The sequence below is a fragment of the Bacillus sp. FSL R5-0603 genome, assembly GCF_038050295.1.
GTDB classification, from domain to species: domain Bacteria; phylum Bacillota; class Bacilli; order Bacillales; family Bacillaceae; genus Bacillus; species Bacillus subtilis.
Map to the genome: position 1 here is coordinate 1530432 of NZ_JBBOYP010000001.1, position 16491 is coordinate 1546922.

Genomic DNA, 16491 nt, shown 5'->3' on the forward strand with positions numbered 1-16491 from the left:
TTGCTGTACTTGAAAACAGGCTATGAGGCCTGTTTTTTTATTAATCCTATAAAAAAAGTCGGGTTGACTTATGTTAGAATTGTGCTAAAATTTACTACAAATCTAAAAACTTATCAAGAGCGGCTGAGGGACTGGACCTATGAAGCCCGGCAACCTGCATAGTTTGTAAGGTGCTACTTCCAGCAAAATGAATTCCATTTTGAAAGATAAGGGCTGCATGCTGTTCCTGTCTTTCTTTCCGCCGGATTGAAAGTTTTTTATTTTAAGAGGTAAAAAGGCTGTCTGTATATCAGCAGCCGCGAATCACATTACATGGGAAAAGACAACCGGCAGAAAGCTACTGTTTGTTTGTCTCCGAAAGGAGGAAAGAAGAAATGTTAACGTATGATAATTGGGAAGAACCAACGATTACATTTCCGGAAGACGATCCTTATAAAGGAGCGCTGTCAGTTTTAAAATGGGCATACGGCCATTACGGCGATCAGCTTGTTTATGCCTGCAGTTTCGGAATTGAGGGAATCGTTCTGATTGACTTAATTTATAAAGTGAAAAAAGACGCAGAGATTGTGTTTCTTGATACAGGACTTCATTTTAAAGAAACCTATGAAACAATTGAACGAGTGAAAGAGCGTTATCCGGGTCTTAATATCATCCTGAAAAAACCAGATCTCACCCTTGAGGAACAAGCCGAAGAACATGGTGACAAACTGTGGGAAAGAGAGCCGAATCAGTGCTGCTATCTTAGAAAGGTCGTTCCTTTAAGAGAGGCGCTTTCAGGACATCCAGCCTGGCTTTCCGGCCTGCGCCGTGATCAAGGGCCAAGCCGTGCCAATACGAATTTCTTAAACAAAGATGAAAAATTCAAGTCAGTAAAAGTTTGCCCGCTTATCCATTGGACTTGGAAAGACATTTGGAGATACACATCCCGGAATGAACTGGACTACAATCCGCTTCATGACCAAGGATATCCAAGTATTGGCTGTGCGCCTTGCACTGCTCCCGCTTTTACAGCAGAGGATTTGCGCTCAGGCAGATGGAATGGTATGGCGAAAACAGAATGCGGACTGCATGAATAAGGAGCTGCAAAATGGAATTAGCCGCTATTTTATTTAGCTTGTTTTTCGCGATGAATATTGGTGCAAGCGGCGCTGCAGCTTCGATGGGGGTTGCTTACGGCTCCGGAGCCATCAAAAAGAAAACCTACGCTTTGATCCTATGCGCAGTCGGTGTCTTTGCCGGGGCGGTCATTGGCGGAGGCGAGGTTGTAAAAACAATCAGCTCCGGCATTATTCCTGAGCAGACGATTACACTGACGATTGTTTGCATCATTATTGGAGCTGCTGCACTGTCGCTCTTTACTGCTAATCTGCTCGGCATTCCTTTGTCGACAAGTGAAGTAACAGTCGGCGCGGTTGTCGGCGTGGGAGTGGCTTATAAAGTATTGTTTGTGAACAATCTTCTGATCATTGTGTCATTTTGGGTTTTTGTCCCGCTGTTCGCTTTCGGCTTCACCTATTTCGTATCTAAGCTGTTTCGTTATTTTAAGATTGAAGTAAAATCTTCTAAAAAGCAAAAAATCCTTGGCATTGTTTTGTTAGTTGCCGGATTTTTCGAAGCATTCTCTGCCGGCATGAATAACGTGGCGAATGCTGTTGGCCCGTTAGTAGCTGCCGGTGTGCTTGATGTCGGAAAAGGAACCTTGTATGGAGGAGCTTTTGTTGCTATTGGCGCACTGTTATTAGGCCGGCGTGTGCTAGAAACAAACGGGAAGAAAATTACGAGATTCTCCAAAGGGGAAGGCATTCTCTTATCCGGTACAGGAGCGGGACTGGTGATCATCAGTTCTGTATTTGGGATGCCGGTGCCCTTGGCGCAAGTCACGTCATCGTCTATTATCGGAATAGGCATGGCAAAAAACGGTCCGAACGTGTTCCATAAACAAGTTGTTCAAACGATGCTGAAGGTATGGATCGTATCGCCGTTTTTATCTTTATCGATTTCTTATATGCTTGTATCCTTGTTTTTAAAAGCAGATTATTATTCGATCTTTATCATGGTAAGTGTGCTTTTAGCGGCGGGCGGTGCCGTCAGCCTGACAAAGGCCATTCGTAAAGAGAGACGCTCAGTCCACGAACAAGGCGGGGGAATCTAATCATTAATCTGAGTAATTTTATAAGTTAACTAGGAGGAGATGGATATTATGAGCTTAGCACCACACGGAGGAACATTAGTAAACAGAGTAGATGAATCATATGATGTGAGCGGCATTCAAAAAGAAATTGAACTTGATTTAATTTCTTTCGCGGATTTGGAATTGATCGGTATCGGTGCATACAGCCCGATTGAAGGTTTCTTTAATGAAAAAGATTACGTATCTGTAGTCGAAAACATGCGTCTTTCTTCCGGCGTTGTCTGGTCTCTTCCAATCACGCTTCCGGTCGATGCGCAAAAAGCGGCGGAACTGTCACTTGGTGAAACGGTAAAGTTAACGTATGAAGGAGAAACATACGGCGTTATCCAAATCGAAGACCTGTACGTGCCTGACAAACAAAAAGAAGCTGTCAATGTGTACAAAACAGATGAACAGGAGCATCCTGGTGTTAAAAAGCTGTTCAGTCGCGGCAATACATATGTCGGCGGACCGATTACGTTGATTAAAAAAGCTTCAAAACAGTTCCCTGAATTTACATTTGAACCGTCAGAAACGAGACGCCAGTTTGCGGAAAAAGGCTGGGAAACCATTGTCGGTTTCCAAACAAGAAACCCTGTTCACAGAGCGCATGAATACATTCAAAAAACGGCTCTTGAAACAGTAGACGGCTTGTTCTTGAATCCGTTAGTAGGTGAAACAAAATCTGATGACATTCCAGCTGATGTACGGATGGAAAGCTACCAAGTGCTTCTTGATCATTATTACCCGAAAGATCGCGTTTTCCTTGGTGTCTTTTTAGCGGCGATGCGTTATGCAGGCCCGAGAGAAGCAATTTTCCACGCGCTTGTCAGAAAGAACTACGGCTGCACACATTTCATCGTCGGCCGTGATCATGCAGGTGTAGGCGACTATTACGGAACATACGAAGCACAGGAGCTGTTTGACACATTTAAACCTGAAGAACTCGGAATTACACCGCTGAAATTTGAGCACAGCTTCTTCTGTAAAAAATGCGGAAATATGGGAACAGCGAAAACATGCCCTCATGGCAGAGAGCATCACGTCATTTTATCAGGCACTAAGGTAAGAGGTATGCTGAGAGACGGTGTGCTGCCGCCTGCTGAATTCAGTCGAAAAGAAGTCGTAGAAGTGTTAATCAAAGGGATGAAGAAAAAAGAAGAAGTAGGCGTATCTTAAGGAGGACTGGCAGTGACAAATCGCGATATTGTATGGCATGAAGCCTCTATCACAAAAGAAGAGTACCAGCAAAAAAACAAGCATAAAAGCTCCATTCTCTGGCTGACAGGGTTAAGCGGCTCAGGCAAATCAACGATTGCCAACGCCGCTGCGAGAGAATTGTTTGAGCAAGGCTACCAAGTGATTGTGCTTGACGGGGATAATATCCGTCACGGCTTAAATAAGGATCTTGGTTTTTCTGATGAAGACCGAAAAGAAAACATCCGCCGAATCGGAGAGGTGGCAAAGCTTTTTGTTCAGCAGGGAACCATTGTGATTACTGCTTTTATCTCTCCTTTCCGCGAGGACAGGCAACAGGTTCGCGAGCTTGTGGAAGCGGGCGAATTTAATGAAGTCTACATTAAATGCGACCTTGATATTTGTGAACAAAGAGATCCGAAAGGGCTTTACAAAAAAGCAAGAAACGGCGAGATTCCGTTTTTTACAGGAATTGATTCTCCTTATGAAGAACCGGAAGCGCCAGAGCTCGTTCTTGATTCAGGACAGCATGACCGTGAAGCGTGTAAAAATCAGCTGATCGAGTTTGTTAAACAAAAATTGAGCTGAATATGATCTGCTGCGTTCTTCTCAGATGCCGGAATGCAAGCGAGAACATCATCACAGCGAATGCTCTGGAAGAACTCGAATAGATCGGGGGAAATACGATGGGGAAAGTATATATTGTAGGAGCGGGTCCCGGTGACCCTGATCTGCTGACAATTAAAGCGCTGAAAGCCATTGAAAAAGCTGATGTCATCTTATATGACAGATTAGTAAATAAAGAGATTTTACAATATGCCAAAGAGCAAGCAGACCTGATCTACTGCGGGAAGCTTCCGGATTTTCATACGATGAAGCAAGAAACCATCAATCGGTTTCTTGTAAAGTATGCGCAAAAAGGGAAAACCGTTGTCAGACTGAAAGGCGGAGACCCTTTTGTGTTCGGCAGAGGAGGGGAAGAAGCGGAATGCCTCTCTGAAAATGGAATTCCGTTTGAAATCATCCCCGGCATTACGTCTGGAATCGCGGCAGCCGCTTATGCCGGGATTCCTGTTACTCATCGGGAGGCGGGCTCTAACGTCGCTTTTGTAACGGGTCATTATAAAAAAGAAGAAGATTTTGAGGAAAAGTGGAAAGCGCTGGCTACAGGAATTGATACACTTGTCATCTATATGGGTATCAAAAACGTGCAGCAGATTGAAAGAAAACTCCTTGAAAACGGCCGGGACGGTTCTACGCCGGCAGCCTTTATTCATTGGGGAACAACGGACAAGCAAAAATCTGTTTTTTGTACAGTTGACACCCTTTCAGAAACGGTGATAAAAGAAAACATTACAAATCCGAGTTTAATTGTCATTGGAAATGTTGTAAATTATCACTATAAGCTGGAATGGTTTGAATCTGAACTGAAAAAACAAGATTTAAGCGAGGCGTTGTAAAAATGAAACAAGCAATTTTATATGTCGGCCACGGCAGCCGGGTCAAAAAAGCACAGCAAGAAGCCGCAGCCTTTTTGGAAGGATGCAAGGCCCACATCTCTGTGCCAGTACAAGAAATCAGCTTTTTAGAGCTTCAGGAGCCGGCAATTGAGACAGGATTTGAAGCATGTGTGAAGCAAGGCGCCACTCATATCGCAGTGGTGCCTCTGCTTCTTTTAACAGCTGCGCATGCAAAACATGATATTCCAGAAGAAATTGCCCGTGTTGCATCCCGATATCCGTCAGTCCGCATTTCATACGGAAAGCCGATCGGGATTGACGAAGAAGTAGTCAAGGCTGTATATCACCGAATGAAAGACATAGGTGTTCCATATGAAAATGCCAGAGTGGTACTCATCGGAAGGGGAAGTTCAGATCCAGATGTCAAAAGAGACGTAACCGGTATTGCTAATCTTCTTCAGGAAATGATTCCAGTCAAGGAAGTCATTCCGTGCTTTTTGACAGCATGCGGCCCTAATTACAAAGAGGTTTTTTCAGAACTTAAAAAAGATGACGGCACAACAACCTTTATCGTTCCATATTTGCTCTTTACGGGTATGCTGATGAATGAAATCGAACGAGAGGTTCAGAAATTAAAAGCTCATAATCCGAACGTCTACCTCTCTTCCTATATCGGTTTTCATCCTCATGTGAAAAACGCATTTTTGAACCGTGTGAGAGAAACTGCGGCAAATTCTGAGGGACAATTTGATTTTGATGGAGGTTCATATGCTTCCGCTGCACATTAGCCTGGAAAAGAAGAAGGTTGTGATTGCGGGGGGCGGCAGCATCGCTCTCAGAAGGCTGAAAACGGTGATTTCTGAGGGAGCTGATATAACGCTCGTCAGTCCGGATGTGGAACCGGAAATCAAGCAAATGGCAGAAGAGCGGCGTATCAAATGGGAAAAACGGACAATTGAAAAAGAAGATTATCTCAATGCTTTCTTAATTATTGCTGCGACGGATAATGCGGCAGTGAACAAAGAAATTGCCCAATCCGCAACGCCTTTTCAGCTTGTCAATTGTGTCAGTGACGCTGAGCTTGGCAATGTATATATGCCGAAAATCGTAAAAAGAGGGCATGTCACTGTGTCTGTTTCTACAAGCGGAGCCAGTCCAAAGCACACGAAAGAGCTTGCTGAAAACGTGGATAAGCTGATTGACGGCGATTTTGTTGCTGAAGTGAACAGGCTTTATCAGGTGAGAAGAAAGAAATAAGCCAGAGCATACAAATGCTCTGGCTTTTCTTTATGCGGCTCAGCTTTTTTTGAGCTTGATGACAGTATCAGCATCAGGCGTGACAAAGACGGTATGCTGGCTGTCATAGGTGACGAAACCGGGTTTCGCGCCGTTTGGTTTTTTGACATGCCTGATTTTTGTATAATCTACAGGCACTGAACTTGAATCTTTAGCTTTTGAAAAATAAGCTGCAATTGTCGCGGCTTCCATGATTGTTTGCTCATCCGGTTCGCTGCTTCTGATCACAACGTGGGAGCCGGGAATGTCCTTCGTGTGAAGCCAGATATCGTCTCTAGCCGCCGCTCTGGTCGTTAAATATTCATTTTGGCGATTGTTCTTACCCACTAAAATTGTCAGGCCTGAGGTGGATTCATATGTTTCTAACACCGGATTGTGCGGTTTTTGCTTTTTCTGGCCTTTTTGCTGCTTAGGGCGCAAATATTTGCCCTCAACAAGCTCTTCCCTGATTTCGCTGATATCCCGGGGAGAAGCGGACGAAAGCTGCTGAATCAGCTGATCAAAATATTCGATCTCTTCCTGTGCCAGCCTGATTTGCTCCTCGACAACTGCGACCGAATTTTTCGCTTTCTGATACTTCGTGAAATAGGCCTGTGCGTTTTCAGAAGGCGTTTTGTTTGGATTTAAAGGAATCGTGATTGTCGGGCTTTCTTCATCATAATAATTGATAACCTCAGCCTGTTTATCACCTTTTTTCAGCATATATAAATTAGCGGTTAAAAGCTCTCCGTAAAGCTGAAACTCCTTCGCGTTTTCAGAATACTCCAGGGTTTTCTCTAATTTTTTGATTTTGTTGGCATTCTTCTTCCGTTCGTTCACAACAAAACGCTCAAGATCCTGAGCCTGTTGCTTGACCCGGTCTCGTTCAGCTTTTCCGAAATAAAAACGGTCGAGCAGTTCGCTTAATGAATCAAAACGGCGCGCTTCGCCCTTTAGATGAGTCAGCCCCAGTAAATAAAAATATTCCTTTCCGTTTACAGTCGTAATGTTGGGAATGAAACGGTGCTCTTTCACTTCGGCAAACAGTGCCAGCAACGCTTTTGGCAGTGTGACTTTGTTGGCAAGGCCTGCTCTGTGAACCGCTTCTTTGGCGAAAAGCGGAGACACGCCTGAAAAGTGGTCGACAATTTGTTTATCAAGCCTTCCTTCTTGAAAGCTGAGGTGACGCAAAATATCATCTTCTGACGCCTCAAGAGGCGATATTTTGTCCTGAGCAGGCGGAAGCTTATAATCTTGGCCGGGCAGTACTGTACGGTAGCTGTTCATTGACGGTGATAAATGCTTAAGTCCGTCGATAATCACATTTTCTGCTGCGTCAGTCAAAATGATATTGCTGTGACGGCCCATAATTTCTACATAAAGCTTTCGTACGGTTTCATCGCCAATTTCGTTTCGGCTTTTGATATGAAAAATCATAATGCGGTCTAAGCCCGCTTGTTCAATTTTCTCAATGAATCCGCCTTCGATATGCTTTCTCAGCAACATGCAAAACATTGGCGGTTCGCTTGGATTTTCATAAGCTTGTGCCGTGATATGCACCCGTGAATAGCTCGGATGTGCCGATAATAATAGTTTTTGGTTTTTTCCCTTGGCACGGATGTGGAAAATCACATCGTGCTTATATGGCTGATGGACTTTTGTAATTCGTCCGCCCATTATTTTCTCGTTAAGTTCGTGTGTCATTCCGTATGTAAACATGCCATCAAACGACATATGCAATACACCCTCTCATTCTTCCTGCATTCGATAATTATAGCATGAAATGGGACGAGTCAGAATAAGCATGCTTATAGAGTGATATCTCTATATGAGAGCAGGGGAGTGGACGAGCGGAATGAAGTTTCATGAAATGGGACAAACAGATTTACTAGAGGCAACCAATACGTCCATGAAACAAGGATTAACAGAAAAAGAGGTAAAAAAACGCCTTGACAAGCATGGACCAAACGAGCTGCAAGAAGGGAAAAAAACTTCAGCGCTTCTCTTGTTTTTCGCGCAGTTCAAAGATTTTATGGTGCTTGTGCTTCTGGCGGCAACGTTAATCTCAGGATTTCTTGGTGAATATGTAGATGCGGTTGCGATTATTGCGATTGTGTTTGTGAATGGCATACTCGGTTTCTTTCAAGAAAGGCGTGCTGAGCAATCTCTTCAGGCTTTAAAAGAGCTTTCAACACCGCACGTCATGGCACTCAGGGAAGGAAGCTGGACAAAGATTCCTTCTAAGGAACTGGTGCCGGGTGATATTGTGAAATTTACGAGCGGGGACAGAATTGGCGCAGACGTTCGAATTGTTGAAGCGAGAAGCCTTGAAATAGAAGAATCAGCGCTGACCGGGGAATCAATCCCGGTTGTGAAGCATGCTGATAAATTGAAAAAACCGGATGTTTCACTTGGCGATATTACCAATATGGCATTTATGGGAACGATTGTGACTCGCGGCAGCGGTGTCGGGGTTGTCGTCGGGACAGGAATGAATACGGCTATGGGGAAAATTGCCGACATGCTTGAATCGGCAGGGACATTGTCAACCCCGCTGCAAAGAAGACTGGAGCAGCTCGGGAAGATTTTGATTGTTGTTGCATTGCTTCTGACCGTACTTGTCGTTGCTGTCGGTGTTATTCAGGGTCATGATCTGTACAGTATGTTTTTAGCAGGTGTCTCGTTAGCGGTAGCCGCTATTCCGGAGGGGCTGCCGGCGATTGTGACAGTGGCGCTTTCGCTTGGTGTACAGCGGATGATTAAACAAAAATCCATTGTTAGAAAGCTTCCTGCTGTTGAAACGCTTGGGTGTGCGTCTATCATTTGTTCAGATAAAACAGGGACGATGACCCAAAACAAAATGACGGTGACACATGTCTGGTCCGGAGGGAAAACATGGAGAGTGGCAGGGGCCGGCTATGAACCGAAAGGAAGCTTCACACTGAACGAAAAAGAGATCAGTGTCAATGAACATAGGCCGCTTCAGCAGATGCTTCTGTTCGGAGCGCTTTGTAACAACTCCAATATTGAGAAAAGAGACGGCGAATATGTGCTTGACGGAGATCCGACAGAGGGAGCGCTGCTCACCGCGGCAAGAAAAGGCGGTTTTTCAAAGGAGTTTGTTGAATCAAACTACCGGGTGATCGAAGAATTTCCGTTTGATTCTGCACGGAAAATGATGTCTGTCATCGTAGAGGATCAAGACAGAAAGCGCTATATCATTACAAAAGGTGCACCGGATGTACTGATGCAGCGATCTTCCCGTATTTATTATGATGGCTCAGCGGCTCTTTTTTCAAATGAAAGAAAAGCAGAAACAGAGGCGGTATTAAGACATTTGGCATCACAGGCGCTCAGAACGATAGCGGTCGCCTACAGGCCGATAAAAGCAGGCGAAACACCGTCAATGGAGCAGGCGGAAAAAGATCTGACCATGCTTGGCCTTTCAGGTATCATTGATCCCCCGCGGCCGGAAGTCAGACAGGCGATAAAAGAATGCCGTGAAGCAGGAATTAAGACCGTTATGATAACAGGTGATCATGTAGAAACCGCTAAAGCGATAGCGAAAGACTTGCGCCTCCTTCCGAAAAGCGGCAAAATCATGGACGGCAAGATGCTGAATGAACTTTCTCAAGAAGAGCTTTCTCATGTGGTGGAGGATGTGTATGTATTTGCCCGCGTTTCCCCTGAACATAAACTAAAAATCGTAAAAGCCTATCAGGAGAACGGGCATATTGTGGCGATGACGGGAGACGGCGTCAATGATGCTCCTGCCATTAAACAAGCTGATATCGGCGTCTCTATGGGCATTACCGGGACAGATGTGGCCAAAGAAGCATCATCTCTTGTTCTCGTGGATGATAATTTTGCGACGATTAAATCAGCGATAAAAGAAGGCAGGAACATCTACGAAAATATCAGGAAGTTTATCAGATACCTGTTGGCGTCTAACGTCGGAGAAATCCTTGTCATGCTGTTTGCGATGCTGCTCGCCCTTCCTTTACCGCTCGTTCCGATTCAGATTTTGTGGGTCAACTTGGTGACGGACGGGTTGCCGGCAATGGCGCTCGGCATGGATCAGCCGGAAGGAGACGTCATGAAGCGCAAGCCCCGTCATCCGAAAGAAGGGGTATTTGCCCGCAAGCTAGGATGGAAGGTCGTTTCCAGAGGATTTTTAATCGGAGTTGCCACTATTTTAGCGTTTATCATTGTGTACCACCGCAATCCGGAAAACTTGGCTTATGCCCAGACGATCGCGTTTGCCACATTGGTGCTCGCTCAGCTTATTCACGTGTTTGACTGCCGCAGCGAAACTTCTGTTTTCTCTAGAAATCCGTTTCAAAACCTGTATTTAATCGGCGCGGTATTGTCATCTATTTTGCTGATGCTTGTAGTAATCTACTATCCGCCGCTTCAGCCGATTTTCCATACTGTAGCCATCACGCCGGGGGACTGGATGCTCGTCATCGGTATGTCCGCCATCCCTACTTTTTTGCTGGCGGGGTCACTTTTAACAAGAAAAAAATAAATTCATATGATATAATCTTAGGGGTAATAGCGTGTCTATTGCCCTTTTATTATGAGAACAGGGAAGAATTGGGTGTTTTAAAATGATACGAAGTATGACAGGCTTCGGCAGTGCAAGCAAAACACAAGACGATCTCTCTGTAAGCGTTGAACTTAAATCTGTGAACTACAGATTTAAAGAAGTGAACGCTCGTTTGCCAAGGCCTTTGCTATATTTTGAAGATAAGCTGAAACAGACCATTCTGCAGCATATTCAGCGCGGAAGAATTGAGCTTTTCGTATCCGTTGACAGCGATATGCTTGTTGAGAAAAGGCTTGAAATTGATTGGCCGCTGCTCGATGAGTTTGTCGCAGCCGCGAGAGATATGAAGAAGCGGTATCAATTGTCTGCAGAGCCCGATGTAATGGATTTCTTTAAGCTTGATCATGTCGTCCAGGTTCATGAAGAACAGACGCAAAATGACAAGCTGGAGGCGTTGATCATCGATGCTGCAGAAGAAGCGGTAAAAGGTCTCTGTGAAATGCGTGAAAAAGAGGGGCTGCTCTTAGCGAAAGACTGCCTGATGCATATTGATCAGCTTGAAGAGCTGGTGAGAGAAACTGAATTGCTGGCTGCAGATGTCGTATCTCGTTACCGGGAACGGCTGTACGCCAGAATCAAAGAATGGACTGAAGACGTATTAGACGAGAGCCGGCTTGTAACAGAATGCGCTATTTTTGCAGACCGCTCTGATATCACTGAAGAGATTACAAGGCTGAAGAGCCACTTCGCCCAGTTTCGTGATATATTAGCTAGTGGCGGAGCTGTCGGGCGCAAACTCGACTTTCTTGTTCAGGAGCTCAATCGGGAAGCAAATACGATCGGCTCAAAAGCAAATGATCATCAGATCACAAAGCTTGTCGTTGAAATGAAAAGTTCTATTGAAAAAATAAAAGAACAAGTGCAAAATATAGAATAGTGACTGTGCGTATTGTTTACAGACGGTCTTACTAGGCTAAACTAGAGACGTCTATTTTACAGGGGGAACGTAGAAGATGACGATTAAACTGATTAATATCGGATTTGGCAATATCATCTCCGCCAATCGGATGATTTCGATTGTCAGCCCGGAGTCTGCGCCAATCAAACGGATGATTCAGGATGCAAGAGACCGCGGAATGCTAATTGACGCTACATACGGACGAAGAACCCGTGCAGTTGTCGTCATGGATAGTGATCACATTATCTTATCTGCCGTCCAGCCTGAGACAGTTGCACACAGACTTTCTGTTAAAGAAGAAATTATGGATGAAGGGCAGGGGTAATTGCCGCATGAAAGAAAGAGGGTTATTAATCGTTCTCTCAGGTCCCTCAGGAGTTGGTAAAGGAACGGTTCGACAAGCGATCTTTTCGCAGGAAGACACAAAATTTGAATATTCGATTTCAGTAACCACAAGAAGTCCAAGAGAGGGCGAAGTGAACGGAATCGATTATTTTTTCAAAACAAGAGACGAATTCGAGCAAATGATTGCGGACAACAAGCTGCTTGAATGGGCAGAGTATGTCGGCAATTATTACGGCACGCCAGTCGATTATGTTGAACAGACGCTTCAAGATGGAAAAGACGTCTTTTTAGAAATTGAAGTTCAAGGGGCTCTTCAAGTGAGAAATGCTTTCCCGGAAGGCCTATTTATTTTCCTTGCGCCTCCAAGCCTTTCTGAACTGAAAAACAGAATCGTGACACGAGGCACAGAAACAGACGCTCTGATTGAAAATCGAATGAAAGCCGCAAAAGCTGAGATCGAAATGATGGATGCTTATGACTATGTCGTTGAAAACGATAATGTCGAAACGGCTTGCGATAAAATCAAAGCAATCGTTCTTGCTGAACATTTGAAGCGTGAACGCGTTGCACCAAGATATAAGAAAATGCTGGAGGTTGAATAATCAATGTTAGATCCGTCAATTGATTCTTTAATGAATAAATTAGATTCAAAATATACGCTGGTGACTGTTTCTGCGAGACGCGCACGTGAAATGCAAATCAAAAAAGACCAAATGATTGAACATACGATTTCACACAAATATGTAGGCAAAGCTTTAGAAGAAATTGATGCAGGCCTGCTTTCGTTTGAAAAGGAAGACCGCGAATAGTAGCACAAGTAGCAACCTATATCATGTAGGTTGTTATTTTTTTCCGTGCGATTTTGTAAAGTGCAGAGGGGGAGAATTCATTGCTTAACAATCGAAATGTGTTACTTTGCGTGAGCGGAGGCATCGCTGTTTATAAAGCCTGTGCATTAACGAGCAAGCTGGTTCAGGCAGGAGCAAATGTCAAAGTGATTATGACTGAATCCGCTTGCCGATTCGTTTCACCGCTGACATTTCAGGCATTGAGCCGCCACGAAGTCTATACAGATACATTTAAAGAACAAAATCCAAGCGTCATTTCTCATATTGATGCCGCAGACTGGGCCGACTTGATTATCGTAGCGCCGGCTACGGCTAATGTGATTGGAAAACTGGCAAACGGCATCGCTGATGATATGCTGACGACAACATTGTTGGCAGCAACGGCTCCCGTTTGGATCGCGCCGGCGATGAACGTTCATATGTATGACCACCCGGCAGTCAAACGAAACATTTCTGTTCTTTATCAGGACGGTTATCGTTTTATTGAGCCAAGTGAGGGCTATTTAGCATGCGGTTACGTAGGAAAAGGCAGATTGGAAGAGCCGGAAAACATCGTAAAGCTGGCCGAAAAACATTTTGCTGAAGAAACATCCGCTCTTTTAGAAGGCAAGCATGTGGTCATTACAGCCGGCCCAACGCGGGAAGCGGTTGATCCTGTCCGGTTTTTCACCAATAAATCGACGGGCAAAATGGGCTACGCACTAGCGGAGGCTGCTGTTCAGCTCGGCGCACGGGTAACCTTAATTTCTGGGCCTGTTTCACTTGATCAGCCTAAAGGCCTTGCTGAGTTTATCCCTGTTCAATCGGCTGCGGATATGCGCGAAGCTGTGCTCTCTGTGTATGACGCAAGCGATATAGTCATTAAAACAGCTGCAGTAGCCGATTTTACGCCGAAAACAGTATTTGACCATAAAATGAAAAAACAAGACGGCGGCATGACCTTAGAACTGAAAAGAACAGTCGATATTCTGAAAGAATTGGGCGAGAAAAAGAAAGAGCAGATTTTGGTCGGATTTGCCGCCGAAACACAAGACATTGAACACTATGCACGTAAAAAGCTCGCCGCTAAAAACCTTGATTTGATTGTGGCAAATGATGTGAAAGCAAATGGGGCCGGTTTTGGTGCTGATACGAATATCGTGACAATTTTTTTCAAAGACGGGCATAAACGCGAACTCCCGATTATGTCTAAGCTCGATGTTTCTTTTGAAATCCTTCAGGAGATCGCAGCCCTCTCAAAACAAACCGGAGAGCGCTCATGAATTTTGCAGAAGTCATCGTTGATGTCAGCACCAAAAATATAGACAGGCCTTTTGATTATAAAATCCCAGACCATCTCAAGGGCATGATCAAAACGGGGATGCGGGTCATTGTTCCGTTTGGCCCCCGTAAGATTCAAGGGTTTGTGACAGCAGTCAAAGAAGCATCTGACCTATCGGGAAAATCTGTCAAGGAAGTAGAGGATTTATTAGATCTTACACCTGTTCTGACAGAGGAGCTTATGGATCTGTCATCATGGCTGTCAGACAAAACGCTGTCTTTTAAAATAACGGCGCTTCAAGCAATGCTGCCTGCCGCCTTAAAGGCGAAATATGAAAAAGAATTAAAAATTGCACGCGGCGCCGATCTTCCGCCGCAAGTGGAACGGCTGTTTTCTGAAACAAAGACGCTGTTGTATTCAGATATACCCGATCATGAGACGCTGAAACTGATTCAAAGGCATGTTCAAAAAGGGGACATTGACGTGACGTATAAAGTCGCGCAAAAAACCAATAAAAAAATGGTCAGGCATATTCAGGCAAATGCGAGTAAAGAAGAGCTTGCTAAGCAGGCTGAGGGATTGTCCCGCCAAGCAGCAAAACAGCAGGCGATTCTTCACTTTCTCATCTCTGAGCCGGAAGGTGTGAAAATTCCTGCGGCGGAATTGTGCAAAAAAACGGACACGAGCTCTGCAACCATCAAAACCCTTATCCAAAAAGGGCTTTTGAAGGAAAGCTATGAAGAGGTTTACAGAGATCCCTATCAGGACAAAATGTTCAAAAAAACAAAGCCCCTGCCGCTGACAGACGAACAGAGGGCTGCCTTCGAGCCCATACGCGAGACATTGGACAGCGATGAGCATAAAGTGTTCCTCCTTCACGGCGTGACAGGAAGCGGAAAAACGGAAATTTATCTGCAATCAATTGAAAAAGTACTGGCGAAAGGAAAAGAAGCCATCGTCCTCGTACCGGAAATATCGCTGACGCCGCAAATGGTCAACCGCTTCAAGGGCCGCTTCGGCTCCCAGGTGGCAGTCATGCACAGCGGTTTATCCACAGGAGAAAAATATGACGAGTGGCGTAAAATCCACCGGAAGGAAGTACGGCTTGTCGTCGGTGCCAGGTCCGCCATTTTTGCTCCGTTTGAAAATCTCGGAATGATAATCATCGATGAAGAGCACGAGTCTTCATATAAACAGGAAGAAATGCCGCGCTATCATGCGAAAGAGGTGGCAATCAAGCGGGCTGAGCATCACAGCTGCCCGGTTGTATTAGGGAGTGCTACGCCGACATTAGAGTCGTATGCAAGAGCGCAAAAGGGCGTATACGAGCTTCTTTCACTGAAGCACCGTGTTAACCATCGGGTGATGCCTGAGGTTTCGCTTGTCGATATGAGAGAGGAGCTTAGAAACGGCAATCGCTCGATGTTTTCAGTTGAATTGATGGAAAAGCTTGAAGAAACGATTGCCAAGGGTGAGCAGGCGGTGCTGTTTTTAAATAAGAGGGGCTATTCTTCCTTTGTGATGTGCAGGGATTGCGGCTATGTCCCGCAATGCCCGCACTGCGACATTTCCATGACGTATCATCGTTACGGCCAAAGGCTGAAATGCCATTATTGCGGACATGAAGAGCCTGTTCCGCACACTTGTCCTGAATGCGCAAGCGAGCATATTCGCTTTTTCGGAACGGGAACACAGCGAGTGGAGGAAGAGCTGACAAAAGTGCTGCCAAGTGCGAGAGTGATTCGGATGGATGTTGACACGACATCACGAAAAGGCGCCCATGAAAAATTACTGTCAGCTTTCGGAGAAGGAAAAGCGGATATTCTTCTCGGAACGCAAATGATCGCGAAAGGGCTTGATTTTCCGAATGTCACGCTTGTCGGAGTGTTAAGTGCTGATACAACACTTCATATTCCTGATTTCAGATCGGCTGAAAAAACATTTCAGCTGTTAACGCAAGTCAGCGGCCGGGCAGGCAGGCATGAAAAGCCCGGCCATGTCATCATTCAAACGTATACACCGTCTCATTACAGTATCCAGCTGACGAAAACACACGATTATGAAACGTTCTATCAGCATGAAATGGCGCACAGGAGAGAGCAATCCTATCCGCCATACTACTATTTGGCTCTTGTGACTGTTTCTCATGAGGAAGTGGCGAAAGCAGCGGTTACAGCTGAAAAGATCGCTCATTTTTTGAAAGCAAACTGCGGAGCTGACACGAAAATTCTCGGACCAAGCGCGTCGCCGATAGCCAGGATCAAAGATAGATATCGCTATCAATGCGTGATAAAATACAAACAGGAAACCCAGTTATCCGCTTTATTGAAGAAGATACTGGAACATTATAAACGCGAAATTGAACAAAAACATGTAATGATTTCAATTGATATGAATCCTTATATGATGATGTAAGATCTCACGTCTT

General features: G+C 44.9%; 15 protein-coding genes and 1 riboswitch. Of the genes, 14 read left to right on the forward strand and 1 reads right to left on the reverse strand.

Annotated features, from left to right (window positions below; genetic code table 11):
- Window positions 1–107 precede the first annotated feature (107 nt).
- Window positions 108–213: riboswitch (SAM riboswitch) on the forward strand.
- 161 nt (window positions 214–374) lie between these two features.
- The 7 genes from NYE56_RS07935 (at window position 375) to sirC (ending at window position 6084) form a co-directional block, all read left to right on the forward strand.
- Window positions 375–1076, forward strand: a complete 702-nt coding sequence (locus NYE56_RS07935) for a phosphoadenylyl-sulfate reductase (protein ID WP_029317783.1) — start codon at window positions 375–377, stop codon at window positions 1074–1076.
- Window positions 1077–1087: 11 nt separating this feature from the next.
- Complete coding sequence (gene cysP, locus NYE56_RS07940) at window positions 1088–2152, forward strand: sulfate permease (protein ID WP_268555233.1); 1065 nt, start codon at window positions 1088–1090, stop codon at window positions 2150–2152.
- A gap of 48 nt (window positions 2153–2200) precedes the next feature.
- On the forward strand, window positions 2201–3349 hold the full coding sequence (gene sat / locus NYE56_RS07945; protein ID WP_003245745.1) for a sulfate adenylyltransferase: 1149 nt from the start codon (window positions 2201–2203) through the stop codon (window positions 3347–3349).
- Between the two features lie 12 nt (window positions 3350–3361).
- Window positions 3362–3955 (forward strand): adenylyl-sulfate kinase, encoded by a 594-nt coding sequence (gene cysC / locus NYE56_RS07950; protein ID WP_015252120.1) that lies wholly within the window; start codon window positions 3362–3364, stop codon window positions 3953–3955.
- Window positions 3956–4053: 98 nt separating this feature from the next.
- Complete coding sequence (cobA, locus tag NYE56_RS07955; protein ID WP_015715864.1) at window positions 4054–4827, forward strand: uroporphyrinogen-III C-methyltransferase; 774 nt, start codon at window positions 4054–4056, stop codon at window positions 4825–4827.
- Window positions 4828–4829: 2 nt separating this feature from the next.
- Window positions 4830–5615 (forward strand): sirohydrochlorin chelatase, encoded by a 786-nt coding sequence (gene sirB / locus NYE56_RS07960; RefSeq protein ID WP_341283690.1) that lies wholly within the window; start codon window positions 4830–4832, stop codon window positions 5613–5615.
- Window positions 5596–6084, forward strand: a complete 489-nt coding sequence (sirC, locus tag NYE56_RS07965; protein WP_336154664.1) for a precorrin-2 dehydrogenase — start codon at window positions 5596–5598, stop codon at window positions 6082–6084. The genes sirB and sirC overlap by 20 nt, the downstream gene beginning before the upstream one ends.
- Window positions 6085–6123: 39 nt before the next feature.
- Here the strand turns inward: sirC and rqcH are convergent, their stop codons facing one another.
- A complete protein-coding gene (rqcH, locus tag NYE56_RS07970) occupies window positions 6124–7836 on the reverse strand; it encodes a tRNA modification protein RqcH (protein WP_341283691.1) in 1713 nt (570 codons plus the stop codon).
- 121 nt (window positions 7837–7957) lie between these two features.
- Here rqcH and NYE56_RS07975 point away from each other — a divergent pair, with 121 nt between their 5' ends.
- The 7 genes from NYE56_RS07975 (at window position 7958) to priA (ending at window position 16478) form a co-directional block, all read left to right on the forward strand.
- Window positions 7958–10630, forward strand: coding sequence for a calcium-translocating P-type ATPase, SERCA-type (locus NYE56_RS07975; RefSeq protein ID WP_341283692.1), 2673 nt, complete (start codon window positions 7958–7960; stop codon window positions 10628–10630).
- 82 nt (window positions 10631–10712) lie between these two features.
- Window positions 10713–11588 carry a YicC/YloC family endoribonuclease gene (locus tag NYE56_RS07980; RefSeq protein ID WP_009967215.1) on the forward strand — a complete coding sequence of 292 codons (876 nt, stop codon included), beginning with the start codon at window positions 10713–10715 and terminating at the stop codon, window positions 11586–11588.
- 76 nt (window positions 11589–11664) lie between these two features.
- Window positions 11665–11934 carry an extracellular matrix/biofilm regulator RemA gene (remA, locus tag NYE56_RS07985; protein WP_003154355.1) on the forward strand — a complete coding sequence of 90 codons (270 nt, stop codon included), beginning with the start codon at window positions 11665–11667 and terminating at the stop codon, window positions 11932–11934.
- A 7-nt stretch (window positions 11935–11941) separates the two neighbouring features.
- Entirely contained in the window at window positions 11942–12556 is a 615-nt protein-coding gene (gmk, locus tag NYE56_RS07990) for a guanylate kinase (RefSeq protein WP_341283693.1), read from the forward strand.
- 3 nt (window positions 12557–12559) lie between these two features.
- On the forward strand, window positions 12560–12763 hold the full coding sequence (gene rpoZ / locus NYE56_RS07995) for a DNA-directed RNA polymerase subunit omega (RefSeq protein ID WP_003221520.1): 204 nt from the start codon (window positions 12560–12562) through the stop codon (window positions 12761–12763).
- 80 nt (window positions 12764–12843) lie between these two features.
- Window positions 12844–14064 carry a bifunctional phosphopantothenoylcysteine decarboxylase/phosphopantothenate--cysteine ligase CoaBC gene (gene coaBC / locus NYE56_RS08000; RefSeq protein ID WP_341283694.1) on the forward strand — a complete coding sequence of 407 codons (1221 nt, stop codon included), beginning with the start codon at window positions 12844–12846 and terminating at the stop codon, window positions 14062–14064.
- Window positions 14061–16478, forward strand: coding sequence for a primosomal protein N' (gene priA / locus NYE56_RS08005; RefSeq protein ID WP_341283695.1), 2418 nt, complete (start codon window positions 14061–14063; stop codon window positions 16476–16478). The genes coaBC and priA overlap by 4 nt, the downstream gene beginning before the upstream one ends.
- Window positions 16479–16491 lie beyond the last annotated feature (13 nt).